General features: G+C 72.5%; 23 protein-coding genes and 1 pseudogene. 8 read left to right on the forward strand and 16 right to left on the reverse strand.

Annotated elements, in window-relative coordinates; all coding sequences use genetic code 11:
• Nucleotides 1-2: 2 nt before the first annotated feature.
• Nucleotides 3-674: a TetR family transcriptional regulator gene (locus tag ACFZDA_RS14305; protein WP_391079888.1), complete on the forward strand. Its 672-nt coding sequence runs from the start codon at nt 3-5 to the stop codon at nt 672-674.
• 146 nt (nt 675-820) lie between these two features.
• The gene (locus ACFZDA_RS14310) at nt 821-2,179 is read left to right on the forward strand and encodes an MFS transporter (RefSeq protein WP_391079892.1); all 1,359 of its coding nucleotides are present in this window, start codon (nt 821-823) and stop codon (nt 2,177-2,179) included.
• Nucleotides 2,180-2,227: 48 nt separating this feature from the next.
• On the opposite strand, the gene ACFZDA_RS14315 is transcribed toward ACFZDA_RS14310, so the two are convergent.
• The gene (locus tag ACFZDA_RS14315; protein ID WP_391079895.1) at nt 2,228-2,638 is read right to left on the reverse strand and encodes a VOC family protein; all 411 of its coding nucleotides are present in this window, start codon (nt 2,636-2,638) and stop codon (nt 2,228-2,230) included.
• 244 nt (nt 2,639-2,882) lie between these two features.
• Between ACFZDA_RS14315 and ACFZDA_RS14320 the strand changes: the two genes are divergently transcribed.
• The gene (locus tag ACFZDA_RS14320; protein ID WP_391079898.1) at nt 2,883-4,148 is read left to right on the forward strand and encodes a serine hydrolase; all 1,266 of its coding nucleotides are present in this window, start codon (nt 2,883-2,885) and stop codon (nt 4,146-4,148) included.
• On the opposite strand, the gene ACFZDA_RS14325 is transcribed toward ACFZDA_RS14320, so the two are convergent.
• The 3 genes from ACFZDA_RS14325 to ribA all read right to left on the reverse strand — a co-directional run bounded on the left by ACFZDA_RS14325 (nt 4,126) and on the right by ribA (nt 7,142).
• Nucleotides 4,126-5,283, reverse strand: a complete 1,158-nt coding sequence (locus ACFZDA_RS14325; RefSeq protein ID WP_391079901.1) for a saccharopine dehydrogenase C-terminal domain-containing protein — start codon at nt 5,281-5,283, stop codon at nt 4,126-4,128. The genes ACFZDA_RS14320 and ACFZDA_RS14325 overlap by 23 nt on opposite strands.
• Complete coding sequence (locus ACFZDA_RS14330; protein ID WP_391079904.1) at nt 5,273-6,334, reverse strand: saccharopine dehydrogenase; 1,062 nt, start codon at nt 6,332-6,334, stop codon at nt 5,273-5,275. Before ACFZDA_RS14330 ends, ACFZDA_RS14325 begins: the two co-directional genes overlap by 11 nt.
• Before the next feature lie 148 nt (nt 6,335-6,482).
• Nucleotides 6,483-7,142: a GTP cyclohydrolase II gene (gene ribA, locus ACFZDA_RS14335; protein WP_391079907.1), complete on the reverse strand. Its 660-nt coding sequence runs from the start codon at nt 7,140-7,142 to the stop codon at nt 6,483-6,485.
• A gap of 41 nt (nt 7,143-7,183) precedes the next feature.
• Here ribA and ACFZDA_RS14340 point away from each other — a divergent pair, with 41 nt between their 5' ends.
• Nucleotides 7,184-7,912 (forward strand): creatininase family protein, encoded by a 729-nt coding sequence (locus tag ACFZDA_RS14340; RefSeq protein ID WP_391079910.1) that lies wholly within the window; start codon nt 7,184-7,186, stop codon nt 7,910-7,912.
• Between the two features lie 164 nt (nt 7,913-8,076).
• Here ACFZDA_RS14340 and ACFZDA_RS14345 read toward each other — a convergent pair.
• From ACFZDA_RS14345 to ACFZDA_RS14365, 5 genes and pseudogenes are all read right to left on the reverse strand, one after another.
• Nucleotides 8,077-9,108 (reverse strand): annotated as a pseudogene (locus tag ACFZDA_RS14345) (lysylphosphatidylglycerol synthase transmembrane domain-containing protein); the annotation flags it as partial.
• Nucleotides 9,105-10,052: a class I SAM-dependent methyltransferase gene (locus ACFZDA_RS14350; protein WP_391080174.1), complete on the reverse strand. Its 948-nt coding sequence runs from the start codon at nt 10,050-10,052 to the stop codon at nt 9,105-9,107. The gene ACFZDA_RS14350 and the pseudogene ACFZDA_RS14345, both read right to left, overlap by 4 nt.
• 452 nt (nt 10,053-10,504) lie before the next feature.
• Nucleotides 10,505-11,710, reverse strand: a complete 1,206-nt coding sequence (locus ACFZDA_RS14355; protein WP_391079913.1) for a glycosyltransferase — start codon at nt 11,708-11,710, stop codon at nt 10,505-10,507.
• The gene (locus ACFZDA_RS14360) at nt 11,707-12,105 is read right to left on the reverse strand and encodes a 6-carboxytetrahydropterin synthase (protein WP_030843501.1); all 399 of its coding nucleotides are present in this window, start codon (nt 12,103-12,105) and stop codon (nt 11,707-11,709) included. Before ACFZDA_RS14360 ends, ACFZDA_RS14355 begins: the two co-directional genes overlap by 4 nt.
• Nucleotides 12,106-12,218: 113 nt before the next feature.
• On the reverse strand, nt 12,219-13,199 hold the full coding sequence (locus tag ACFZDA_RS14365; RefSeq protein ID WP_391079916.1) for a zinc-binding alcohol dehydrogenase: 981 nt from the start codon (nt 13,197-13,199) through the stop codon (nt 12,219-12,221).
• Between the two features lie 108 nt (nt 13,200-13,307).
• Between ACFZDA_RS14365 and ACFZDA_RS14370 the strand changes: the two genes are divergently transcribed.
• Entirely contained in the window at nt 13,308-14,069 is a 762-nt protein-coding gene (locus ACFZDA_RS14370) for a CDP-alcohol phosphatidyltransferase family protein (RefSeq protein WP_391079919.1), read from the forward strand.
• Nucleotides 14,070-14,081: 12 nt separating this feature from the next.
• Here the strand turns inward: ACFZDA_RS14370 and ACFZDA_RS14375 are convergent, their stop codons facing one another.
• A complete protein-coding gene (locus tag ACFZDA_RS14375; RefSeq protein ID WP_391079922.1) occupies nt 14,082-14,465 on the reverse strand; it encodes a winged helix-turn-helix transcriptional regulator in 384 nt (127 codons plus the stop codon).
• Between the two features lie 122 nt (nt 14,466-14,587).
• Here ACFZDA_RS14375 and ACFZDA_RS14380 point away from each other — a divergent pair, with 122 nt between their 5' ends.
• The gene (locus ACFZDA_RS14380) at nt 14,588-14,989 is read left to right on the forward strand and encodes a Rid family hydrolase (RefSeq protein WP_391079926.1); all 402 of its coding nucleotides are present in this window, start codon (nt 14,588-14,590) and stop codon (nt 14,987-14,989) included.
• A gap of 42 nt (nt 14,990-15,031) precedes the next feature.
• Here the strand turns inward: ACFZDA_RS14380 and ACFZDA_RS14385 are convergent, their stop codons facing one another.
• Nucleotides 15,032-15,487 (reverse strand): SRPBCC domain-containing protein, encoded by a 456-nt coding sequence (locus tag ACFZDA_RS14385; protein ID WP_391079929.1) that lies wholly within the window; start codon nt 15,485-15,487, stop codon nt 15,032-15,034.
• A 77-nt stretch (nt 15,488-15,564) separates the two neighbouring features.
• Nucleotides 15,565-17,097, reverse strand: a complete 1,533-nt coding sequence (locus ACFZDA_RS14390) for an ABC transporter substrate-binding protein (protein WP_391079932.1) — start codon at nt 17,095-17,097, stop codon at nt 15,565-15,567.
• Between the two features lie 163 nt (nt 17,098-17,260).
• Between ACFZDA_RS14390 and ACFZDA_RS14395 the strand changes: the two genes are divergently transcribed.
• Nucleotides 17,261-18,220: an AAA family ATPase gene (locus ACFZDA_RS14395; protein ID WP_391079935.1), complete on the forward strand. Its 960-nt coding sequence runs from the start codon at nt 17,261-17,263 to the stop codon at nt 18,218-18,220.
• 21 nt (nt 18,221-18,241) lie between these two features.
• Nucleotides 18,242-18,634 carry an SCO5389 family protein gene (locus ACFZDA_RS14400; RefSeq protein WP_391079938.1) on the forward strand — a complete coding sequence of 131 codons (393 nt, stop codon included), beginning with the start codon at nt 18,242-18,244 and terminating at the stop codon, nt 18,632-18,634.
• Here ACFZDA_RS14400 and ACFZDA_RS14405 read toward each other — a convergent pair.
• From ACFZDA_RS14405 to ACFZDA_RS14420, 4 genes are all read right to left on the reverse strand, one after another.
• Nucleotides 18,621-19,484 carry an alpha/beta fold hydrolase gene (locus ACFZDA_RS14405; RefSeq protein ID WP_391079941.1) on the reverse strand — a complete coding sequence of 288 codons (864 nt, stop codon included), beginning with the start codon at nt 19,482-19,484 and terminating at the stop codon, nt 18,621-18,623. The two genes, ACFZDA_RS14400 and ACFZDA_RS14405, sit on opposite strands and share 14 nt — an antisense overlap.
• Nucleotides 19,485-19,612: 128 nt before the next feature.
• Nucleotides 19,613-21,655 (reverse strand): elongation factor G, encoded by a 2,043-nt coding sequence (fusA, locus tag ACFZDA_RS14410; RefSeq protein WP_391079944.1) that lies wholly within the window; start codon nt 21,653-21,655, stop codon nt 19,613-19,615.
• 342 nt (nt 21,656-21,997) lie between these two features.
• Nucleotides 21,998-22,912 carry a YceI family protein gene (locus ACFZDA_RS14415; protein WP_391079947.1) on the reverse strand — a complete coding sequence of 305 codons (915 nt, stop codon included), beginning with the start codon at nt 22,910-22,912 and terminating at the stop codon, nt 21,998-22,000.
• A gap of 168 nt (nt 22,913-23,080) precedes the next feature.
• Entirely contained in the window at nt 23,081-23,917 is an 837-nt protein-coding gene (locus ACFZDA_RS14420; protein ID WP_391079950.1) for an NAD(P)H-binding protein, read from the reverse strand.
• Between the last annotated feature and the right edge of the window lie 5 nt (nt 23,918-23,922).

The raw sequence follows: 23,922 nt of genomic DNA on the forward strand, positions 1-23,922 counted from the left end.
TGATGACCAGCGTCGAAGAACCGGCACGTCCTGGCGAGCGCGAGCGCGTCCGTGACGCCGCCCGCACCCAGGCCGAGATCCTCGACGTCGCCACGCAGGAGTTCGCCCGGGCCGGCTACGACGGGGCCCGGGTGGACGAGATCGCCGCCCGCACCCGCACCACCAAGCGGATGATCTACTACTACTTCGGCGGCAAGGAACAGCTGTTCACGGCCGTGCTGGAGCGGGCCTACGGCGTGATCCGGGAGGCCGAGCAGCAGCTCGACGTCGAGCACCTGGACCCGGTGGCGGCCATCCGGCGCCTCGCCGAGGTGACCTTCGACCACCACGAGCAACACCCGGACTTCATCCGCCTGGTCAGCATCGAGAACATCCACGGGGCGCAGCACATCGCCGCCTCCGAGAAGCTGGGGCGGATCGGCTCCCCCGCCCTGGACGTGATTCGCCGCATCCTGGAGGAGGGCCGCAGGTCGGGGCTGTTCACGGCGGACGTCGACGCCGTCGACCTGCACGCGATGATCTCCTCCTTCTGCTTCTTCCGGGTCTCCAACCGGCACACCTTCGGCGCGCTGTTCGGCCGTGATCTGGTCGCCCCGGAGCAGCGCGCGCACTACCGCACGATGCTGGGCGACATGGTGATCGCCTACCTGACGGCGGAGCGCGCGGCGGACTGAACGCCCGGCAACGGAGGTCCGGCGCACGACCCCTTGACACCGACGGCACACGGGCGCAGCATCCCTAGCCACCGTCTACTAACTATCCAGTGGGTTAATTAGAGCCTGCTCACTCCGCCCAGGGTGGAGCCCCCGAAGGAGCCGCCGTGTCCGTCCCCGCCACGCCCCGAGGGGCCGCAGCCCCGCCCGGTCAGCCCAGGAAAGCCGCGACCGCCGCCTGGATCGGCAGTGCGCTGGAGTACTACGACTTCTTCCTCTACGGCAGCGCCGCCGCGCTGATCTTCCCCGAGGTGTTCTTCGACGAGTCCGACCCGGCCACCGCGACCCTGCTGTCGCTGGCCACGTTCGGCGTCGCGTACGCCGCCCGCCCGGTCGGCGCCCTGGTGCTCGGGCACTTCGGCGACAAGCTCGGCCGCAAGAAGATCATGGTCTTCACGCTGATGCTGATGGGCCTGTCGACGTTCCTCATCGGTTGTCTGCCGACCCGGGACCAGGTCGGCACGCTCGCCCCGGTCCTGCTGGTGCTGTGCCGGGTGCTCCAGGGCATCTCGGCGGCGGGCGAACAGGCAAGCGCCAACTCCATGACGCTGGAACACGCGCCGCCCAACCGGCGCGGCTTCTTCACCAGCTTCACCCTCAGCGGCACGCAGGGCGGCCAGTTGCTGGCCACGCTGGTCTTCATCCCCGTCGCCGCCCTGCCCGAGGACCAGTTGCTGTCCTGGGGCTGGCGCGTGCCGTTCTGGCTGAGCGTCGTGGTCGCCGTCGTCGGCTGGGTCATCCGGCGCAGGCTGGACGAGACCCCGGCCTTCTCCCGGCAGGCCGCCGGGGAGGGCGTCGTCAGGATGCCGCTGGTCGTGCTGCTGCGCGAGCACTGGGCGGACGTACTGCGGGTGATCGGGGGCGCGCTCATCGCCTCGGTCAGCACCGTCTTCACGGTGTGGGCACTGGCGTACGCCACGAGCGACGCGGTCGGCATGTCGCGTACCGCGATGCTGTGGGTGGGGGCCCTTGCCAACGTCGTGGCGCTCGCCGCCATCCCGCTGTGGGCCGCGCTGTCCGACCGGATCGGCCGCCGCCCGGTGTACCTGATCGGCGCGGCCGGCAGCGCAGTGACGATGTTCCTGTACCTGTGGGCCGTGTCCACGGGCTCGTACCCGCTGACGTTCCTGCTGGGCATCCTCTGCTTCGGGGTGGTCTACAGCGCCGCGAACGGTGTGTGGCCCGCCTTCTACGGCGAGATGTTCACGACCCGGGTCCGGCTGTCCGGCGTGGCCATCGGCACGCAGATCGGCTTCGCCGCCGCGGGCTTCGCGGTGACGTTCGCCGCGCGGATCGCGGGCCCGGGCGGCGACGACTGGTCGGCGGTGGCGCTGTTCACGGCGGCCCTGTGCGTCCCGCCGGTCATCGCGGCGCTGTCGGCACGCGAGACGCACCGGATTCCTACGGAGGCACTGGGGGAACGCCCCGCGCGGGCGACCTCGGAGCCGGAGAAGGTGACGGCCTGAGCCCGGAACCCCTTCCCGCCGGGTCCTCGCGGGCCCGGCGGGGTCTCGTCAGCTGTTGGACCAGCCCCGGCGGCACAGCACCAGGCGATAGCCGTCCGGGTCCTCGACGGTGACGCCCCATTCGTTCCAGTAGGGGTTGGGGGAGGCGACCCGCTTGCCGCCGTGCCGCTCCAGGCGGGCGATCAGGTCGTCCGGGACCGGGTCGTCGGCGTAGACGACCAGCAGGTCCTCCTCGGTGGGGCGCGGCTCCACCGGCCGGGCGGGCTCGTGCACGAGTTCCAGATGCCAGTCGGCGTCGGGCCAGCCGAGCATCAGCAGGTCGTGACGGCCCGGTTCGGATCCGCTCTCGGACCGCCACACGACATCGAGCCCGAGCCCCTCGCGCCAGAACCGCTCGGCCGCCGCGAGGTCACGGGAGGGACGGGCGATCCGGATGTGGCTGCGACCGTTCACGGGCATGGCGACCTCTTCTCGTGGCGTCCTGGTCTGCGGCGGCGATCCGCCTCGCAGCCTAGGGAGCCGACCGCCGCCCCGGCATCGGCCATCGGTCCTGCGCCCCGGAACCTAGGACTCGACGTGCACGAGTCGGCTCACGTCACCGTTCCACGTGATCAGGAATGGTTCCTGCACGAGGATGAGGTCTGAGGCGGTCCGGTCGGGGTATGCCGGATCTCACCTCGACGAGCGCGACGGAGGACGAGCGATGGCACAGCTGCGACAAGAGGTCGACCCGGATGAGGCCGGACTGGATCCGGAGGCGCTGGGCCGCCTCGACCGGCACTTCGCCGGTCTCGTCGAGGAGGGCCGGCTGCCGGGCTTCCTCGTGTCCGTCGCGCGCGGCGGACGCGTCGCCCACCTCACGGCACACGGCCTGCGCGACATCGCGGCCGGGCGGCCCGTCGAACCGGACACGCTGTGGCGCGTCTACTCCATGACGAAACCGGTCACCGCGGCCGCCGCGCTGCTCCTGGTCGAGGAGGGCCGGCTGTCGCTGGACGACCCGGTCGCCGACCACCTGCCGGCCTTCGCCGGCCCCCGGGTCTACGTCGAGGGCTCGGGGGCCGACGTCAGAACCCGCCCGGCCACCGGCCCGATACTCGTCCGGCACCTGATGACCCACACCTCGGGCCTGACCTTCGGCTTCTACCACACCCACCCGGTGGACGCCCTGTACCGCGAGGCCGGTCTGGAGTCGTCGGTGCGGCCGGGCGCGGACCTGGCCGAGACGATCGAGCTGTACGCGAGTCTTCCGTTGCAGTTCGAGCCGGGCACGCAGTGGAACTACTCGGTGGCGAGCAACGTGCTGGGCCGGGTCGTCGAGGTCGTGTCGGGGCAGCCGCTCGACGTGTTCTGCGCCGAGCGGATCTTCCGCCCGCTCGGCATGACGGACGCGGGTTTCCACGTCACGGACGAGCAGGCGCCCCGGCTGTCCGAGATGTACGGGGAGAAGGAGGGCGGCGGGCGCATCGAGCGGATCCCCGGGCTGCCGCTGCGCGGCGGCCGGCCGCGGTTCCTGTCCGGCAGTGGCGGCATGGTGGCCTCCGCCCACGACTACCACCGCTTCATGGAGATGCTGCGCCGCCGGGGCGAGCTCGACGGAGTCCGGCTGCTCGCCCCTGAGACGGTGGACCTGATGACCCGCAACCACCTGCCCGACGGCGCCGATCTGCGTGCCTTCGGCAGCCGCCCGGCCCATGACGAGCCCGGCAACGAGGGCGTCGGCTTCGGGCTCAACGTCTCCGTGGTGATCGACCCGTCCCGCACCCGGGCGCCCTCCGGGCTCGGCGCCTACGGCTGGAGCGGCGTGGCCACGACGACGTTCTGGGTCGACCCGGGCCGGGACCTGACGGTGCAGTTCATGACGCAGGTGCGGCCCAGGACGTCCCACACGGTGTTCCGCGACCTCAAGAGGTTCGTGCACGAGGCCGTGTCGGGCAGATCCGCCGTTACCGGTCGGCGTGGAACGTGAACTCCACGCCGTCCCGCGCGAGTTCACTCAGCCACTGTGCGGACCGGGCCGCCGTCCCGGCGGCCCGGTTCAGGCCCGGCGGCAGCGAGCCGTCCAGGACGTGGCGGACACCCAGGGCGAGGGTGCGCGAGACGCAGCGGGCCATCGCGCTCTCCCGCGCGTCGCCCACCAGGTCCAGGAGGTACCCGCCCGCCCAGGTCCGCCCGGTCTCGGCCCGGACGTCCAGCGACACGGCGAGGACGACCCGGTCGCGGTCGTCGTCCGTGGTGGGGTAGGCGGCGGCCAACTCCTGGGCCAGGGCGCCGATCCGGGCGTCGTCGCCCCGCTTCAGCTCCTCGAAGACGCCGTCCCAGGCGCGCAGCCAGCCCTCCAGACGCAGGGTGCCGCGTACGAACGTGCGCGGTGTCCAGGCGTGAGGCAGTCCGTACTGCGTGACGAAGGGGACGCTGTCGCGGTTGGGGTAGACCTCGAAGGTCTCCCCGTCGACGATGTGCCGCCGGGTCGCCTCCCAGGGGCGGTCGGCGACCGTCTCGGCGCCGCCCTCGATGTAACGGGCCGGGGAGCGCAGCGCGCCCAGGACCCCCGCCGGTGCCCAGCTGAAGCGGTACGTGAAGTCGTTCGGGACGGCCGGGACGCCGCCGCAGTACGACGTGAAGGTGTACGCGGCGGGTGTCTCTTCGCCGATGGCCTCCCGGGCCCGGGCGACGAGGGCGTGGGCGAAGAGGTGGTCGATGCCCGGGTCGAGCCCGGCCTCGGCGAGGACGACGACCCCGGCCTTCCCGGCGGCGGGCACCTGGTCGAGGACCGCCTGCGAGACATAGCTGGAGCAGGCGAAGTGCGCGCCGAGCCGGACGCACTCGGCGAGCAGCGGCGCGTGCTCCGGCGCGGGCAGCATGGAGACGACGACGTCGCCGGGCGCCAGTTCGGCGGCGAGGGCGGGCAGCGTGTACGCGCGGGGCTCGGCCCGTCCGGCGAGGCCCAGCCGGTCGAGTGCGGCGGCCGCGCGGCTCTCGGTGCGGTGCCAGAGCCGTACGCGCTCGGCGGTGTCGCACAGCGCCGCCAGACCGCTGCCCGTGGACAGTCCGGCGCCGATCCAGTGGACGGTGCCGCTCGCGGCTATCAGGTCAGTGGTCAAGGATCTCCCCCTGGTCCAGGCCGTGTTCACGGCAGGCCTGACGGAACCGTTCCAGACAGCGTCCCCAGGGCCCGGTGACGCCGAAGTCGAGCAGGTGGGGCAGGAGCGCGGCGGAGAAGTCGGCGCTGGACTCCAGCGGCAGCAGTGAGGGCAGGTTGTCGATGGCGATCAGGTCGAGCGGGGGCTGGGCGCGCAGCCGGCGGACGGGCTCGTCCCAGTCGGTGGTCTCGTCGTACACCGGAAGGACGTTGAGCGGGGAGCCGACGTCGCACGTCACGTCGCACAGGGTGCGCAGGCGGCGCTGAGGGGTGTCGAGGTCCTGCTCGCGCAGGAAGGGCGGGACCGGGCTGGTGGCGAGCACCGCGTTCACCATCACATCGTGCTCCAGCAGGGCGCGGCGGTCCAGGTCGCGGGTCTCGGCGAGGTCCCAGCACGTCGGATCCGTACCGGCGGTGGCGAAGGCCGTGCGGGCACCGCGGCCGCTGCGTCCCAGGGCGCCGATGACCAGGCCGGTGAACTCGGCGTCGTCCGCGGCGGGCTTCAGCGTCTCGTCCAGGGCCTCCTTCGTGGTGGGCGTGAGCGGTGCCCGCAGCCGGCCGCGGTGCTGGAGTACCGCGAGGGCCGCGCCCAGGTAGCCGGCCCAGAACCCGAACGCGGCCAGGCGCCGCCCGGTGTCGTCGACCAGGTACTCCAGGTCGAACAGCGCCCCGCCCCCGGCGGCGAACCGGCGCAGCAGTCCGGCCGCCCCGGGCTGGCCCTTGTAGGCGTGCCCGAAGAAGATGTGCCGGTGGGTCAGTTCGGCCGGTTCCCCGGGCAGTTCCTTCAGGCCGAGCACGACGGCGTCCGGCGGGGCCGACACCCAGGACCCCGCGGGCGCGACACGGCAGCCGGCCGCCTCGTACTCCTCGATCGGGAAGACCCGCTGCGGGGAGTCCTCGACGGTCAGTGCCACTCCGTTCCCGACGAGCCGCCGGGCGTCGTCGGGCACGACCGGTGTGCGTCGCTCGGTTGTTCGGGCCTCGTGGCGCAGCCACAGATGGAGCTCGGTCATACCAGGTGGGCCTCCGTGACGTGAGGCGCCGGCCGCTGAGGGCCGGCGCTCAAGGGGCGGACGTCCCCGCAGCGTACGCGGCCCGCCCGGGGGTCGCGCACGAATGCGCCCAGGTCACGTCGAGGGGCTCCGGATCCGCCCCGGCCTCTCAGGAGGAGCTGACCACCGCGTCGAGGTGGGGCAGGTGGTGGTCGAGGCGCTCCCGCTTGGTCCGCAGATAGGTGATGTTGTTCTCGCACGGCGGTATCAGCAGTGGCACCTGCTCGGCGACCTCGATGCCATGGTCCACCAGCGCCTCGCGCTTGCGCGGGTTGTTGGACATCAGGCGGACGGACTTGACGCCCAGGTCCTCCAGGATCCGGGCGGCCACACCGTAGTCGCGGGCGTCCACCGGCAGGCCGAGGGCGAGGTTGGCCTCGACGGTGTCCAGACCCTCCGCCTGGAGGGCCATCGCGCGCAGCTTGGCGAGCAGGCCGATGCCGCGGCCTTCATGCCCTCTGAGGTAGACCACGACACCGGCGCCCTCGGCGACGACCGCGCGCAGGGCGGCGTCGAGCTGGTCGCCGCACTCGCAGTGCTGGGAGCCGAAGGCGTCGCCGGTCAGGCACTCCGAGTGCAGCCGGATGAGCACGTCGTCGGTGCCGAGGTCGCCGTAGACCAGCGCCACTTGTTCGTCGCCGCGGTCGTGGTCCAGGTAGCCGACCGCCTGGAATTTCCCGTACACGGTGGGCAAGGGCGCATTCACGACGCGTTCCACGCCGGTCCGCTGCGGTGCCTTCTTGCCGAGTACGCCAATTTTTTCTGTCATGATTCTCGAGTTCCTAAGCAGAGACGAAAGGCCGTGACGTTATGAGTGACTTGGTGCCGGCGGACACCACGGAAGACGTACGGACGCGGGGCGCCGGTGTCTCACGGCAGGTCGCGGTGCTTCCCGTGGGGAGCTTCGAGCAGCACGGTCCGTATCTCCCGCTGGCGACCGACACGCTCGTCGCCTGTGCCGTCGCGCGGGAGATAGCCGGCGCGTACCCGGTGCACCTCCTTCCTCCGGTGACGATCTCGTGCTCGCACGAGCACGCGGCCTGGCCGGGGACCGTGAGCATCTCCTCGGTGACCCTTCATGCGGTGGTACGGGACATAGCGGCTTCGCTGAGCCGGTCCGGCGTCGACGCCCTGGTGGTGGTCAACGGGCACGGCGGAAACTACGTACTGGGCAACGTCGTTCAGGAATCCTCCGCCCGCGGCGAGCGGATGGCGCTGTTCCCGGCCCCGGAGGACTGGGAGGCGGCACGGGAGCGGGCGGGTGTGGTCGCCTCGCTGCTCACCGACATGCACGCGGGGGAAATAGAGACCTCCATCCTTCTGCACGCTCATCCCGAAATGCTCCGACCCGGTTATGAGACTTCCGATTTCGTCGCTGACGACCGGCGTCATCTGCTCACCCTCGGCATGTCCGGCTATACCGATTCCGGTGTCATCGGCCGTCCTTCGCTGGGTTCGGCGGAAAAGGGGAAGGAACTCCTGGCGAGCCTGGCGGATTCCTTCGGGGCGTATTTCTCGCTGCTGGCCTCCGACGGGTAGTCGGGCACGGCCGCGGGACCGGGACCGGGTCCGGGGGCCGGTGAGGCCGCCCGCCGGGACCTGCCCCGCAGGCCCGCGTACCAGCGGGCGACCAGCACGATCAGGCCGGGCAGGCTGGCCACGAGGCTGAGCACCCCGTAGACGACCGCGACGGCCAGTCCCCGGCCGGCGCCCAGGCCCGCGGCGCCGAACGCCCAGGCGGTGACGCCCTCCCTCGGTCCCCAGCCGCCGACGTTCAGCGGCAGGCCCATGGCCAGCAGCGCGAGGACCGCGAGCGGCACCAGTACGGCCACGGAGGCGGCGGCTCCGGCGACGCGGGCGGCGAGGACGAACATGGCGACGTAGCCCGCCAGGACGGCCACGGAGGAGACGACGACTCCGGGCCCGTTGCGGCGGGACAGCAGCCCCTCGCGGGCCTCGGCGAGCACGGCGCGCAGCGCCCGGCCCCGGCGGGAGGGCGCCGCGCGGTTCATCCGCAGGGCGAGGACGACGGCGACCGCGCCGAGTGCGGCCAGGACCGCGAGCGGGGCGATGTGCCGCGCCCGGTCCAGCACCGGGGACGGCATGGTCAGCAGGACCACGGCGCCGACGGCGAACAACGCGATCTGTCCGGCGGCCCGTTCGAGGACGACGGCCTTCACACCGCGCCGTACGTCCCCCTCGCTCCGGCCGTGCCGTACCGCCCGGTGCACGTCGCCGAGCACACCGCCGGGCAGTGCGGCGTTCAGGAACAGCGCCCGGTAGTAGTCGGCGACGGCCGGCCCGAACGGCAGCCTGATCCTGAGGCTCCGGGCCACGAGCGCCCAGCGCCACGCGCTGAACACGGTGGTGACGAGCCCGATCCCGAGCGCGAGCAGCACCGACACGGCGTCGATCCGGGCCAGCCCGTCCAGGAAGACGCCGGTGCCCAGCCGCCAGAGCAGTACGCCGAGGATGACGACGCCGGCGACGGTGCCGAGATGCGTACGGACCTTCGGGGAGCCCAGGCGGGCGAGGGCGGTACGGATCGGGCGACGGGGAGCCGAAGCGGCGTCGGCGTCGGCCGCGTCGCCGCAGGGGACGGCCGACTCGGTGGACGGACCCGCGTCACCGCCGGTGTCCGGCAGCCACTGCGCCTCGACGGGCGCCGGCCGCTCGCACACGGCCGTCGGCGCACCCCGTGGCACCGCCGTCGTTCCCGTCGCCTGCGGGCTCATGACGCTCCGCCCGCCGGGCGGTTCAGGGCCAGGAGGTCGGTGTGGTGGACGGTGACGCGCAACTGGCCGGCGGTGCAGGCGGCCAGGCGTTCGGCCAGGTAGGCGTCGGCGCGGGCGCGCAGGTCGGGGCGCTGCTCGACGGCGGCGCCGACCCAGCCGCGCAGCCACTGCTCGGTGAGCGCGGCCTGCTCGGGGCCGAGCCGCCAGGGGCTGGGATGCAGCCGTACCGTCGCGCCGTGCTCGGAGAACGCCTCGGCCGCCGCCGTCACCGCGTCGGGACCGAGCAGACCGTCACGGCGCTGGTGGTCGTTGAACGCCTGGGCGATCTCGGAGTCCAGCGGGTGGGACGGCGTCAGTTCCACGCGGCCGGCGACGGACAGGGTGAGCAGGGCGGGACAGCCGGCTCCGGCGCAGGCGACGGCGAGGGTGTCGATCTCCTCACGGGTGAGGACGTCCAGCAGTGCGGACGCCGTCACCAGGGACGCGCCGTGCAGGGCGTCCGCGGTGAGGCGGGCGACGTCACCGCGCCGCGTCTCCACGGTGACGCGGCTGCCGTCGGCGGCGGAGCGCGGAGAGGCGACGGCGGCGAAGTGCAGCAGATAGGGGTCGCGGTCGTGCAGGATCCAGTGCTGCGCGCCGTCCAGGCAGGGGGCGAGCCAGCGGCCCATCGAGCCGGTACCGCACCCGAGGTCGTGGATGACGACCCCGCCGGACCTGCCCGGCAGGTTGGCGAGCCGGATCCGCAGGGGATCGAGCAGATCGTGGGCCCGCGCGGCGGCATCGGCCGGCTCCCGCAACTGAAGCCACTCGGGCGCGTAACGGGGCGGATCGTCCGGGTCGGCCTCACGCAGCTTCACGGTGGGCCGCGCGCCGGGATCCCCACTGGGCCCGGCCCCCGGGATGACCACGCCTGCGGCCTGCCCTGGCCCGGACCGACCACCGATCCCCGAGCCGACGACCTCGGCATCCGCCGCTCCGACAGCCCCACCGGAACCCACGCCCGGAGCCACGGCGTCCGCCGGCCCACCGGAGCTCACGGCCGGGACCGCAGCGTCCGCCGACCAGGCGGCCGGCCCGCCGGCGCCCACGCCCGGGACCTCGGCGTCCGCCGACCGGCCGGCCCGCCCGCCAGAGCCCACGCCCGGCACCACCACATCCGCCGGCCGGGCCGACTGCCCACCACCCACGCCCGGAGCAGCGGCGCCCGCCGACCAGGCGGCCGGCCCGCCGGGCCCCACGCCCGGCAACACCGCTTCCGCCGAACGGGCCGACGGGGCAGGCCCGGGCTTGCTGTTCGGGGTCCTGTCCGCCATCGCGTCGTTCATCGACTCGGCAGCCTCCCTCGGGCCGGGCTGGGCCGGGATCGTCCCGGTCTGGTGGGTCGTCACCGGGTTCGTCATGCGGCCCTCCGGGGGTCGGTCGGGAGCCGGCGCAGTACCGCCGCCAGGCTCTGTGCGGTCGCCGCCCAGCCACCAAGGGCAGCGCGGCGGCTGCGGGCGGCGCCCTTGAGGCGACGGCGTACGTCGGCCTCGCCGAACCAGCAGCGCAGCTCCGCGGCGATGGCGGCCGGGTTCTCCGGCGGGACGAGGATGCCGGGCACGCCGCCGTCGGGGGCGCGTCCGACCGCCTCGGGCAGTCCGCCGACGTCCGTGGCCATGACCGGGATGCCGCGCGCCAGGGCCTCGGTCACGGCCATGCCGTACGTCTCGGCGTAGGAGGTGAGGACCATCAGGTCGGCGGTGGCGTAACTGGCGTCCAGCGCGGCGCCCGTCTGCGCTCCCGCCAACTCCAGCCGGTCCTGAAGGCCGTGCTCGGCGATGAGGGACCGCAGATGGGCGACGTACTCCGGGTCCTGGGTGAGACTGCCGACGCACACGCAGCTCCACGGCAGGTCGGTCACGGTGGCCAGCGCCTCCACGAGCCGGTGCTGCCCCTTGCGCGGGGTCACGGCGGCCACGCACAGCAGCCGTGAGACACCGTCGGTGCCGGGCGCGAGCGGCGCGATGTCGGCGCCGGGGGCGGCGACGTGCACCCGCTCCGGGGGAAGCCCGTGGTGGGCGACCAGACGGCGGACCGCCCAGTCGCTGGTGGCGACCACCGCCGGCACCGCCCGCAGCACCGCCCGCTCCTTGGCGTCGAGTTCCGCGGCCACGGCCGGGTCGAGCCCGGTCTCGTCGCCGAGCGGGAGGTGGACGAGGACGACCATGCGCAACCGTTCCGCCTCCGGCACGACGATCTCCGGGACGCCGCAGGCGACCAGCCCGTCGAGCAGGACGACGGCACCGTCGGGCAAGCCGCCCAGGACGCGGGCGAGTTCCGTACGGGCCGCCGCGCCGGGCCGGGGCCAGTCACCGGCCATGGCGTGCTTGGTCACTTGCCAGCCGAAGCCCGGCAGGTCCAGGCAGACGCGCCGGTCGTAGGCGTTGCCGCCGCTCGGCGTCGCCGGGTCGTCGACGCCGCCGGGCAGCACGAAGTGCACGGTGCGCAGGGACATGGGGATGATCTCGGCGTTCTTCAGGGTGGCGTGCTGCACGGGAACGTAGTTCAGCCGCGCGGGCGCCGGTCCGCTCTGCCCGGGCCGTTCGATCGTCGTGTCGGTCACAGCGCACGCTCGTAACTCGCCCAGGCGATGTGCGACTCGTGCAGGGTGACGGTCAGGCCCGCGATGCCCTTGGCGCCCTCGCCCAGCGCGCCCTTGTGGATGCGTTCGGCGAGCCGGTCGGCGATGACCTTGGCGAGGAACTCCGTGGAGGTGTTGACACCGGCGAAGTCGGGCTCGTTGTCGAGGTTGCGGTAGTTCAGCTCGCTGACCACCGCCCCGAGTTCCTGGGTCGCCAGGCCGATGTCGACGACGATGTTGTCCTCGTCCAGCTGTTCGCGCCGGAACGTGGCGTCCACGAGGAACGTGGCGCCGTGGAGGCGCTGCGCCGGTCCGAAGACGTCGCCACGGAAGCTGTGGGCGATCATGATGTGATCGCGGACGGTGATGCTGAACAACGGACGACCCTCCAGGTGCGGCGCGTCTGCTCCCCCGCTCCATGTGCCGGGGATGCCGTGTATTACGGCTCCCTCCCTTCCCCTGTTCAGCCTCGGGTACGTCTTTTCTCAGGTCAGGCGCTCTCGCCGTAGCGGACGCGGTGGCACAGCGCGGGGAGCTCGCCGGAGGCGAGCTTCGGCAGCACGTCCGGCAGGTCCTCGAAGGCGGACTCGCCGGTGACGAGGGCGTCGAGGGCCGGGTCGGCGAGCAGGTCGAGGGCGAGGGCGAGCCGGTCGGCGTAGGTGCGGTGCGGCCGGGCCGGGGAGACGGTGCCGACCTGGCTGGAGCGGATGACGAGGCGCCGGGAGTGGAAGGCCTCGCCGAGCGGCACACTCACCGGCCGGTCGCCGTACCAGCTCAGTTCGAGCACGGTCCCCTCGGCGGAGAGGAGTTCCAGGGACCTGGCGAGGCCCTGCTCGGTGGCGCTGGCGTGGACGACCAGGTCGCAGTCGCCGAGGGCGTCCTCGGGAGAGGCGAAGCCGACGCCCAGGGCCTTGGCGATGCCGGCCCGGCCCGGGTCGGCGTCGACCAGCTGGACGCGGACGCCGGGGAACCGGGGGAGCAGCGCGGCCACCGAGGAGCCGACCATGCCCCCGCCGACCACGGCGATCCGGTCGCCGACCAGGGGCGCGGCGTCCCACAGGGCGTTGACGGCGGTCTCCACGGTCCCCGCGAGCACGGCCCGTTCGGCCGGCACGCTGTCCGGTACGGGCGTGACGGCGCTCGCCGGGACGACGTAGCGGGTCTGGTGCGGGTAGAGGCAGAACACCGTACGGCCGACGAGGGTCCCGGGACCCTCCTCCACCACACCGACGTTGAGGTAGCCGTACTTCACCGGGCCCGGGAAGTCGCCCTCCTGGTACGGCGCCCGCATGGCGGTGTGCTGACTCGCGGGCACACCGCCGCGGAAGACCAGCGTCTCCGTGCCCCGGCTCACGCCGGAGAACAGCGTGCGGACCAGCACCTCGCCCTCGCCGGGGTCCGGCAGACTGACGTCCCGGATGCCGCCCCGCCCGGGCGAATCGATCCAGAACGCACGTCCGGTGTGCTTCATCGAAGTCCTCCTGAACGATCGGGAAGCGGCTTGCGTACCGAGGGGTGCACAGGCCGCGCACAAGGTAGCGGCGTTGATCGACTCTGTCACACGGCCGGAGGGTGTTCGGTGGCCCTGAACAACACTTACGACGCGAGGCTCGTACAGCAGGAGACCGCCGTGGGGGCGGGAGCGCAGATCCTTCTGCTGGCCCTGATCGGTACGGCGATCGGGATGGGCCCGGCGGGCTGGCTGACCGGCCTCGCGTTCGCGATCGCCACCTGGGCGGTGCTCTCCCGGGCCCTGCACCGCTCCCGGCTGCGCTCGTTCGGCGCGGCGAACCGGGTCACCCTCGGCCGGGCCACCCTCGTCGGCGGGGTCACCGCGCTGGTCGCGGACTCCTTCCAGAGCTCCCCGCCCGTCTCGCTGTTCGTGGGCCTGACGGCGGTGGCCCTGATCCTCGACGGTGTCGACGGCAAGGTCGCCCGCCGCACCGGCACCTCGACCCCGCTCGGCGCGCGCTTCGACATGGAGGTCGACGCGTTTCTGATCCTGGTGCTGAGTGTGTACGTGTCGATGCGACTGGGCCCGTGGGTGCTGCTGATCGGCGGCATGCGGTACGTCTTCGTCGCCGCCGCGCGGGTCTGGCCCTGGCTGACCGCAGCCCTCCCGCCGAGCACCGCGCGCAAGACCGTCGCCGCGCTCCAGGGCGTGCTTCTGCTGCTGGCGGGCGCCGACCTGCTGCCGTACGCGGCCAACTTCGCGGTCGCGGCCCTGGCCCTGGGCCTGCTGCTGTGGTCGTTCGGACGGGATGTGCTGTGGCTGTACCGGACCTCGCGGGTCGAGAAGGCTCCGGCCCGGCGGCAGGTGCGGGAACTCGTCGCCGGCTGACGCCCCGGCCGGTCAGGCGTCGAACCGGCCGCGCGCCGACTCGATGTGCCCGAGGTACTGGTTGGTCCAGCCGCAGATCAGGTCGACCGTGGCGCGCAGGGCCCGGCCCGGTTCGGTGAGCGTGTACTCGACCTTCGGCGGCACGGTGGGGTACACCTTCCGGTCGACCAGGCCGTTGCGCTCCAGCATCCGCAGGTTCTGGGTGAGCATCTTGTGGCTGACGCCCTCCACCTCGTCGCGCAACTCGCTGAAGCGCAGCGTGCGTTCACCGAGGGCCTCGATGATCAGCAGCGCCCACTTGTTGGCCACGTCCGAGAAGATCTCCCGTGCCAGGGAGTCGGCCCGCCGCAGGTCCGCGTTCTCCGGCAGGCCGTCCCTCACCTGCTTGGTCACCATCGGGTTCCCCAGTCACTGAAAAGTGCGTTCTTCCAGGTCGGCACAGACTCTCCTACGGTTTCCGAGTAACCGCAAGAGAGCGTGACCGCGCGCTCGGCGGAAGGAACGGAAGGGCGACGACCATGACCACGATCGATGTCTACGACCACGGCATCCCGGCCGAGGGTCACTTCGGCTACGCGCAGGCGATCAGGTCCGGCGATCTGATCCATGTCTCCGGACAGCTCTCGTTCGACGAGACGGGCGGCTTTGACCCCGCGGACGACATCGCCACTCAGCTGGCGGGGACCTACGCCAACATCGACAAGGTGCTGGCCCACTACGGCGTCACGCGCAACCAGATCGTCTCCCAGACGCTGTACATGGTGGACCTGGTGAAGAACGCCGACGTGGTGGCGGAGGGCAACCGGGCCTACTTCGGCGCCCATCGCCCGGTCAGCACGGCTCTGGGCGTCACCGAACTCACCTTCCCGGGACAGGCGGTCGAGATCAGCTGCGTGATCGACACGAAGCTGCCCGCCTGAACGGTCCCGGTGGGCAGTGCTGGTCAGCCATGTGGAGGGTGATCAGTCCCATGGTGCCGCGAGCAGTTCCCCGAGCTTGCCGAGGCTCTGACTCCAGCCTTCCTCATGGAGTGCCCTCCGCCGCTCCGTGGCGAAGTCACCCTGGTCGAGGACCAGCTCGGACCGCGCGGTGTCGATGTCGTGAAGCGTCAGCGTCACCACCGTCTCCCGGTCCTCGGGGTCGGGTTCCTCCCAGCGGAAGGTGTATGACAGGCCCACCGGGGGCTCGACCTCGATGTACTCGCCCACCAGGTGGAACAGCTCACCCTCTGGGGGCCGCATCGCGATCCGGTAGGCACCACCCGGGCGGAGGTCACTGTCCACACTCGGGATGGTGAACCCGTCCGGGCCCCACCAGCGGGCCAGTTCCCGGGGGTCGGTCAGCTCGCGGAACACGACCGGGCACAATCCGTCCAGGGTGCGCCGCAGATGCAGTCTCCACCGGCCGTCCTGTGTCATCGCGCATCACCTGCCACCGAAGGTGCCGGGCACGACCACCAGGTCCAGTCTACGTTTCCCGACCGCGGACCACGATCTCAGCGACGCGTCCCGGCCCCCACCAGCGTCCGCTCGTAGGGGTCGAGGACGACACCCCGGACGCCGGCGGAGACACCGGCGATGATCCGCTGGTGGGCCAGTGGCACGACCGCGTCCGTGCCGAGGACCGCGGCCTCGGCGGCCATGGCGGCCTCCTGCCGCTCCCCGGTGCCGTCGACCCGGTCGGCCTTCGCGACGGCCCGGTCGACCTTCCGGTCGCACAGCAGGGCCAGGTTGTAGCCGCCGTCGCAGGTGTAGTCACTGGCGAGGATGCCGACGGGGTCGCCGGTGTCGAGCAGGCTGTTGCGGGCGCCGATGAACGCGTCGAACTTCCCGGCCAGCGCGTCGCTCTCCAGCCGCGCGTACTCACGCACCCGCAGCTTCACCTCGAATCCGGCCTTTTCGAGCTGCTGTTGCACGACCTGGGCGACCTCGGGGAGTTCGGGCCGGTTGTCGTAGGTGGCGAGGGTGATCCGCCTGCCGTCGGGCCGGGCGGCGTCCGCACGCCCCGTCGGCTTCACCCGCCTGCTCTCGGCCCAGGTGACGGCGGGTCCGTAGATGCCCGCGCCCGGGTCGGCGTACCCCTCGAAGACGCCCTTGACGATGACGGAGGAGTCGACCGCCGTGCGCGCGGCGGCGCGCAGCTTCCTGTCCTTGAAGGGGCCGGCCTCGGTGTTGAGGTGGAGGCTGGTCGTCCGGGTGGTGCCGGCTTCCTTCAGGGTCTTCCCGTCGAGGGTGGCGGCCTGGGCGACCGGGATCGCCTCGGCGATGTCGACGTCGCCGGTGCGCACGGCGTTGGCGCGCGCGGTGCCGTCCTTGACGAACCGCGCGTCGATGCCGGAGGCGTGGGCGAGGCCGCCCCAGTAGTCGTCGAAGCGGTCGAGGGTGGCGGAGCCGCCACTGTCGACCTTGGTGATCTCGAAGGGCCCGGTGGCGGTCCCGACGGGCGTGGGGGCGCCCTTCTTCCCATATGCCTTCGGGGAGAGGACCGCCAGGCTCGGGCTGGACAGTCGCATGGGCAGGACGGGGTCGGCGGCGCCGGTGGTGATCCGTACGCCGCGGCTGCCGTCGGCCTCGGCGTCGAGGGTGACACCGGCGAGGGCGGCGGGCACGGGCTTCGCGTTCGTGGCGCGGGTGAGCGCGTCGGCCACGGCGGACGGGGTGACGTCCGTGCCGTCCTGGAACGTGGCCTCGCGCAGGGTGAACCGCCAGGTGCGGTCGTTCTCGCGGCGCCAGGACTCGGCGAGCGCGGGGGTCGCGGCACCGTTGGCGTCCAGGGCGGTCAGGCCCTCGGTGACGCCGAGCCGGCTGAGGAGCGTGGCGTCGGCTCCGTACGGCGAGAAGTTCTCGGCGGGCGGGAAGGCGAGGGCCACGCGCAGCCGCGAGCCCGACGGCCCGCCGTCCGACGACGACTCCCCCGGCGGGGAGACGAAGCAGCCGGCCAGGCCCGGGAGGAGGACGAGGGCGGCGAGGAACCGGACGGGACGCTTGATGCTCTGTTCACGCACTTGCACATCATATGCATCAAGCATCACTCACCCGCCGACCACCCCTCTCGGAACCAGAACCCCACCCGCACACTCCACCTGCGCACACACCACCCAATCCCCATACGGAGCAAGCGATTTGACAGCAACGACGATCACTGCCTAAACCTAACCACATGACATCCATTTTCAAAAAGGACGAGCGGTCGTGAGGGTCGCGTTCGTCGGCAAGGGCGGCAGCGGGAAGACCACGCTGTCGGCGCTCTTCTCCCGCCACCTGGCGCGCTCCGGCGCCCCGGTCCTCGCCATCGACGGCGACATCAACCAGCACCTGGCCGAGGCGCTCGGCGAGGAGGAGCAGTCCGCCCCGCCCCTGGGCGAGCACCTGGCCGAGATCAAGGACTTGCTGCGCGGCACCAACCCACGCATCACCTCCCGCGAGGCGATGATCAAGACGACTCCCCCGGGACGCGGCTCGCGCCTCCTGCGCCCACTCGGCGACGACGCACTGCACGCGCGGCACGTCGGCCGGGCGGGCGGCGTCCCGCTGATGGTCACGGGCGAGTTCGACGAGTCCGACCTGGGCGTGGCCTGCTACCACTCCAAACTGGGCGCGGTCGAGCTGTACCTCGGCCACCTGGCCGACGGCCCCGGCGAATACGTCGTCGTCGACATGACGGCGGGCGCGGACGCCTTCGCCTCGGGCCTGTTCACCCGCTTCGACATCACCTTCCTGGTGGCGGAACCCACCCGCAAGGGCGTCTCCGTCTACCGCCAGTACCGCGACCACGCGGAACAGTTCGGCATCCGCATCGCGGTCATCGGCAACAAGGTGACCGGCGAGGACGACCTCCTCTTCCTCAAGGACCAGGTGGGGGACGACCTCCTGACGTACCTGGTCCACTCCCCCTGGGTCCGCGCGGCCGAGCAGGGCCGCACCGACGGCGGCCCGGATGCGCTGGACTCCCTGGAACCGCACAACCGCCACGCCCTCACGATCCTCCGCGAGGCCGTCGACTCCCACCCCCGCGACTGGGACCGGCTCCACCGCCACGCCGTCGAGTTCCACCTGCGCAACGCCCGAGCGTGGGCGGACGCCCGCACGGGCGAGGACCTGGCGGCACAGATCGACCCGGACTACGTCCCGGGCAACGGGCCCACCCCCTAACGCGATAGGACGGCACTTCCCATGTCTCTCGACGTCTCCCCGAAACTCCTCGCCGAAGCCGAGCAGGGCGACATCAGGGAGGAGGACTTCGTGGACACGGTCCGCGCGTCCCTCCCCTACGCCTACGACCTGATCGCCTCCCTGGCCACCGAACTCCACGACGGCCGGTCCGAGTTCACCGACAACCAGACCCCTCCCCCGTCGGAACAGGAGCGCGGCCAACTCCTGCGCGCCCTCGCCAGCGACGCGATCCGCACCAGCCTGGAACGCCACTTCGGCATCACCCTGGCCTTCCAGAACTGCCACCGCGTGGCGGCGTTCCGCCCAGGGGCCCGGGACGGCGAGACGTACGCGCGCTTCACGTCCGTGCGGTCGCAGATCCTGAACCAGTCACCGGAGTTCAGGGACTGCTGACGGCACCGCCATCGCCCAAATGGGTCACGACGGCCTTCACGAACCGCCCCGGGTCGTCCCACCACGGAAAGTGCCCCGCCCCGCTCTGCACGACCATCTCGGCGCTCGGGAACAGCCCCGCGTACTCCTTCATCACGCGCGCGGGCCCGGCCACGTCGTACTCCCCGGCGAGGACGAGCACCGGTGAGGGACACGAGGCAAGGGCGCTCCGGGTGCCGTCGGGATCGAAGGCACCGTCGGAGGCGTACAAGGCGGCGGCTTCGTCGTTGCGCTGTCGCTGCTCCGCCGCGCGGAAGGCGCGGGCCTCGTCGTCCCACCGGCCGTACCAGAACGGGGCGACGGCGTCCCAGTCGCCGGCCGTCGCGCGGCCGGCGGTGATGGCCTCCAGGGACGCGTACGCCGGGGCGAACCACGGTTCGTCCCGGCGCAGGCGTGCCGTCTCCAGGCGGTCCTCGGCGGTGATGCCGAGGCCGACGGCGAACACGCTGGGCGTGATCAGGGCGAGCCGCCCCACCCGGTCCGGATGGCGCGCCATGTACAGCGCGGCGAGATTCGCACCGGCGGAGTGCGCGAGCAGGTCCAGCCGCTCCAGCCCCAGCTCCGCACGCAGCGCCTCGACATCGGCGACCTGACGGTCGCAGCGGTACGACGCCGTGTCCGACGGCTCAGCCGAACTGCCGGTACCCCGGAGGTCCAGCCGGATCAAGGTGCGGTGAGCGGTCAGGCCGCCCAGGTCCCCCAGGTAGACCGAGTCCTGCATCGGGCCACCGGGGAGACAGACCAGAGGCGGTCCGTCCCCTGTCATGTGGTAGGCGAGGGTGGTGCCGTCGGGGGCGGTGAAGGCGGGCATGGGGGCGAGGTTGGCAGGAGGGGGAGGCCGGAGCAACCGGTTATCCGCCGCGGCGCCGGCCGCCCACAGTGCCGTCGTACGCGAGGGGCAGGCCCCTCCCCGGTGAAGGGGAGGGGCCGCTCTCGCTGCTATCGCGCCGGTGTCGCGACCGGCGCCGGCGCGTAGCCCGTGGGCCGGGACGTGAACGTGCCGCGGCCCTGGGTGCGGCTGCGCAAGCGGGTCGCGTAGCCGAAGAGTTCGGCCAGGGGCACGGTGGCCGTGACCACCGCCGCGCCCGCGCGGGTGGCCGAGCCGGTCACCCGGCCGCGCCGGGCGGCGAGGTCGCCGAGCACGCCGCCCACCGCCTCCTCGGGCACGGTGACCGTGACCTCGACGACCGGTTCCAGCAGGACCATCGCGCAGGCGCGCAGGGCCTCGCGCAGGCCCAGGCGGCCGGCCGTGCGGAACGCCGTGTCCGAGGAGTCCTTCACATGGGTCGCCCCGTCGGTGAGCGTGACGCGCAGCCCGGTCACCGGGTGCCCGCCGAGCGGCCCCTCGGCGAGGGCGTCCCGGCAGCCGGCCTCGACCGCCCGGACGTACTCCTGCGGCACGCGCCCGCCGACGACGGCCGAGCGGAACGCGAACCCGCCCTCCTCGTACGGCTCCACGTCGAGGACGACATGGGCGAACTGCCCCGCCCCGCCGTCCTGCTTGACGTGCCGGTAGACCAGACCGGACACGCCCCGGCCGACGGTCTCGCGGTAACTGACCCGGGGGCGGCCGGCGTTGACCTCCAGACCCAGCTCCCGCCGGAGCTTCTCCACCGCCACCTCCAGGTGCAGTTCACCCAGGCCCGACAGCACGGTCTGCCCGGTCTCCGGGTCGGTCCGCACGACCAGCGAGGGATCTTCCTCGGTCAGCCGGGCCAGCCCGGACGCCAGCCGGTCGGTGTCGCCGGCCCTGCGGGACTCCACCGCGACCGACACCACCGGCTCGGGCACGCCCGGCGGTTCCAGGACGAGCGGGGCGTCCGGCGCGCACAGGGTCGAGCCGGCGCGGGCCGACTTGAGCCCGACGACGGCGACGATGTCCCCGGCGACCGCCCGGTCCAGCGGTGCGTGCCGGTCGGCCTGGACGCGCAGGATCCGGCCGACGCGCTCGGTGCGCCGCGCGCTCGCGTCCCACAGGGTGTCTCCCTTCTCGATCGTCCCGGAGTAGATGCGCAGGTAGGTCAGCCGTCCTGTCGGGGTGGCGTGCACCTTGAAGGCGAGGGCGGCCGGTGATGCGGACGGGTCGGCGGGCCGCTCCCGCTCTTCGCCCTCATGGGTGCCGCGGACCGGCGGCACGTCCAGGGGCGACGGCAGGTAGGCCACGACGGCGTCGAGCAGCGGCTCCACACCCCGGTTGCGATACGCGGATCCGCAGAGCACGACCACGCCGTCGCCGTCCCGGGTCAGGTCCCGCAGCGCCGAGGACAGGGTCCGCTCGCCGAGCGTGCCCGTGTCGCAGAACTCCTCCAGGGCGCCCGGGTGGAGTTCCGCCACGGACTCCTCCAGCGCCCGGCGGCGCGCGCGGGCCTCATGGAGGAGGTCGTCCGGCACCGGCGCTTCCTCGACGGCGTCGCCGTCGGCCCACACCAGGGCGCGCAGGCGTACGAGGTCGACGACGCCGGTGAAGGCGTCCTCCGAGCCGATGGGCAACTGCACGACCAGCGGGGCCGGGTGCAGCCGGTCCCGGATCGACGCGACGGCCGCGTCGAGGTCGGCACCGGCGCGGTCCATCTTGTTGACGAACGCGATCCTCGGTACGCCGTGCCGGTCGGCCTGCCGCCACACCGACTCGCTCTGCGGCTCCACCCCGGCCACCGCGTCGAACACGGCCACCGCGCCGTCGAGGACCCGCAGCGCACGCTCCACCTCGTCGGCGAAGTCGACATGCCCCGGGGTGTCGATCAGGTTGATCCGGTGACCGTCCCAGGCGCAGCTCACCGCCGCGGCGAAGATGGTGATGCCCCGGTCGCGCTCCTGCGGATCGAAGTCGGTGACGGTCGTGCCGTCGTGGACCTCGCCGCGCTTGTGCGTGGTTCCGGTGGCGAACAGGATCCGTTCGGTGACGGTGGTCTTGCCGGCGTCGACGTGGGCGAGGATGCCGAGGTTGCGGACGACGGCGAGCGGGTTGTGGTTGATGCGCACGGCCCGGGGCCTTTCGAAGCGTTCAGGAAAGGGGCAGCGCGATTACCGGGCGAGGCGGGCGTGACGGCAGGCGCGCACAGCTTGCCGACTTCACGTCAGCAAGCTGTGCGCATGCCTTTGCCTCTCAGACGTTCGTCCCGGTCATCCAGCACCGGCCGCGCGGCGGGCACCGGAGCGACGAGGACACGAGGATCACCTCGTAGCGCGGCAGGGAGACGGTGGCAGCGGTGCGGTCACGCATGGCCGTCTCCCTTCGTTCGTCACGTCGGTGCGCCGCTCGGGTCGTGGGCGGCGCGGATACGTACGTGAGTGTAGGGAGTGCGGAGGGAACCGTGCCAGGGATTATTCCGGCGGGGTCGGGGTGTCGTGGGTCCGGTACATCGCCTGGACGTCCAGCTCCAGTTGGACCGTCGGGCCGACCACCGCGATGCCCCGGGCCAGCATGGAACGCCAGTTGAGCGTGAAGTCCTCCCGGTGCAGCTCCGCCGTCGCCAGTGCGGCGCAGCGCAGTTCCTGCCCGTAGCCGCCGTTGACCGTGCCGAGGTAGGTGGTGTCCAGGGCCACCGAGCGGCTGACGCCGTGCATCGTGAGGGAGCCCTGCAGCGTCCACTTGCTGCCGCCCCGGTAGGCGAAGCGGGCGCTCGTGAAGTCGATGTACGGGAAGCGTTCGACGTCCAGGAAGTCGGCGGACCGCAGGTGGTTGTCGCGGGTGGTGTTGCCGGTGGTGATGCTGGAGGCGTCGATGCGGACGTGCACCCGGGAGTCGGTCATGTCCTGGGCGATCCGGATTCCGCCCTCGAAGCGTTCGAAACGGCCGTGGACATGAGCCATGCCGACGTGCTTGGCGATGAACCGGATCGCGGTGTGCGGCGGGTCGAAGAGCCAGGTCCCGGGCGTCGGCAGCTGGAGGGCCTCGGCCGGACGCAGCCAGGCCCGCTCGGTGGGCGTCGGCGTGTCCGCCGAGATCTCGATGGTCTCGCGGTGCGGCTGAAGGCCCTGGGCCGCGATCAGCAGGCTGTAGCGGCCGGGCGGCAGAGCGGCGAGGAAGTAGCCGTACGGGTCGGTGGTCCCGCGGGCCGCCACCCGGTGGGTGTCCAGGGCGGTGACGGTGACGTCCGCGGCCGCCAGGGGCGTGCCCATCGGGTCGACGACCTCACGGGCCACGGCGCCCGCGCCGGAGGGAAGGGGGAGGGCGAGGCCCGCGGCTGCGGCGGAGGCGCCCTTGCGTCGCCGGCGCCGGAGCAGTGCGAGGGCCATGTGGTTCACCTTTCTTCGGGGTGGCACGGCCGTTCGGGCGGCGGTTGTCCGCGCACGCCGACGGCCGCACCATGCTGCGGTCACACCCCCTTGTCGATCTTGGGGCACGGGTCTTCCGGATGGGTGTCTCATTACGAGACACCCGTCCGGAAGGCGGCCCCCAGGCCTCTACGCCCTGAACGCGTCCGCGTGTTCCGCCGCCCACTGGGCGAAGGTGCGGGCCGGGCGGCCGGTGACCTTTTCGACGGTGCCGGAAACCGTGCGGCCCACCTCGGGGGTGTTGCCGTACGCCTCGAGCAGGAAACCGATCACGTCCTCCGGGAGGTACGCCGCCCGCCATCGCGCGACGGCCTGCTCCTCGGTCAGCTCGACCAGGGTGATCTCCCGGCCGACGGCGGCGCCCAACGTCGCCACCTTGTCGCCGACGGTGAGCACTTCGGGGCCCGTGATCACGTATTCCCGGCCCGCGTGACCCTCCTCCGTGAGCGCGACCGCGGCGACGGCGCCGATGTCGCCCTCGTGGACCATGGCACTCAGCCGTGCGACGAACGGCTCCCGCACCTCACCCGAGGCCACGATCCCGTCCGCCCACTCCAGGGCGTTGGCCATGAACTCGACCGGCATGAGCACGGTCCAGTGCACACCGTCGTCGGCCCGTACCGCGTCCTCCAGCGGGGTGGGCCCGCCGCCGTGCAGCACGGTGATCCGGCGGACGCCCGCCGAGCGGGCCAGCTCCAGGATGCGCGGACCGGTCTCCAGCGGAGTGAAGGCGGCACCGCCGAAGGTGATCAGATGGAGGCCGGTGATCCCCTTCAACGCCGGGGCCAGGCCGTCGGGTTGTGTCAGATCGCCCTCGACGACCTCCACACCGGCCGGGAAACCGGCCTTCGCGGCGTCCCGGGTGAGGGCGCGGACCTCGTGCCCACGGGCGAGCAGTTCGGCGACGACCTGACGGCCTACGGTTCCGGTGGCGCCGGTGACAAGGATCTTCTGGGTCTGCGTCATGGCAC

The organism is Streptomyces sp. NPDC007991, assembly GCF_042958445.1.
Classification (GTDB): Bacteria; Actinomycetota; Actinomycetes; order Streptomycetales; family Streptomycetaceae; genus Streptomyces.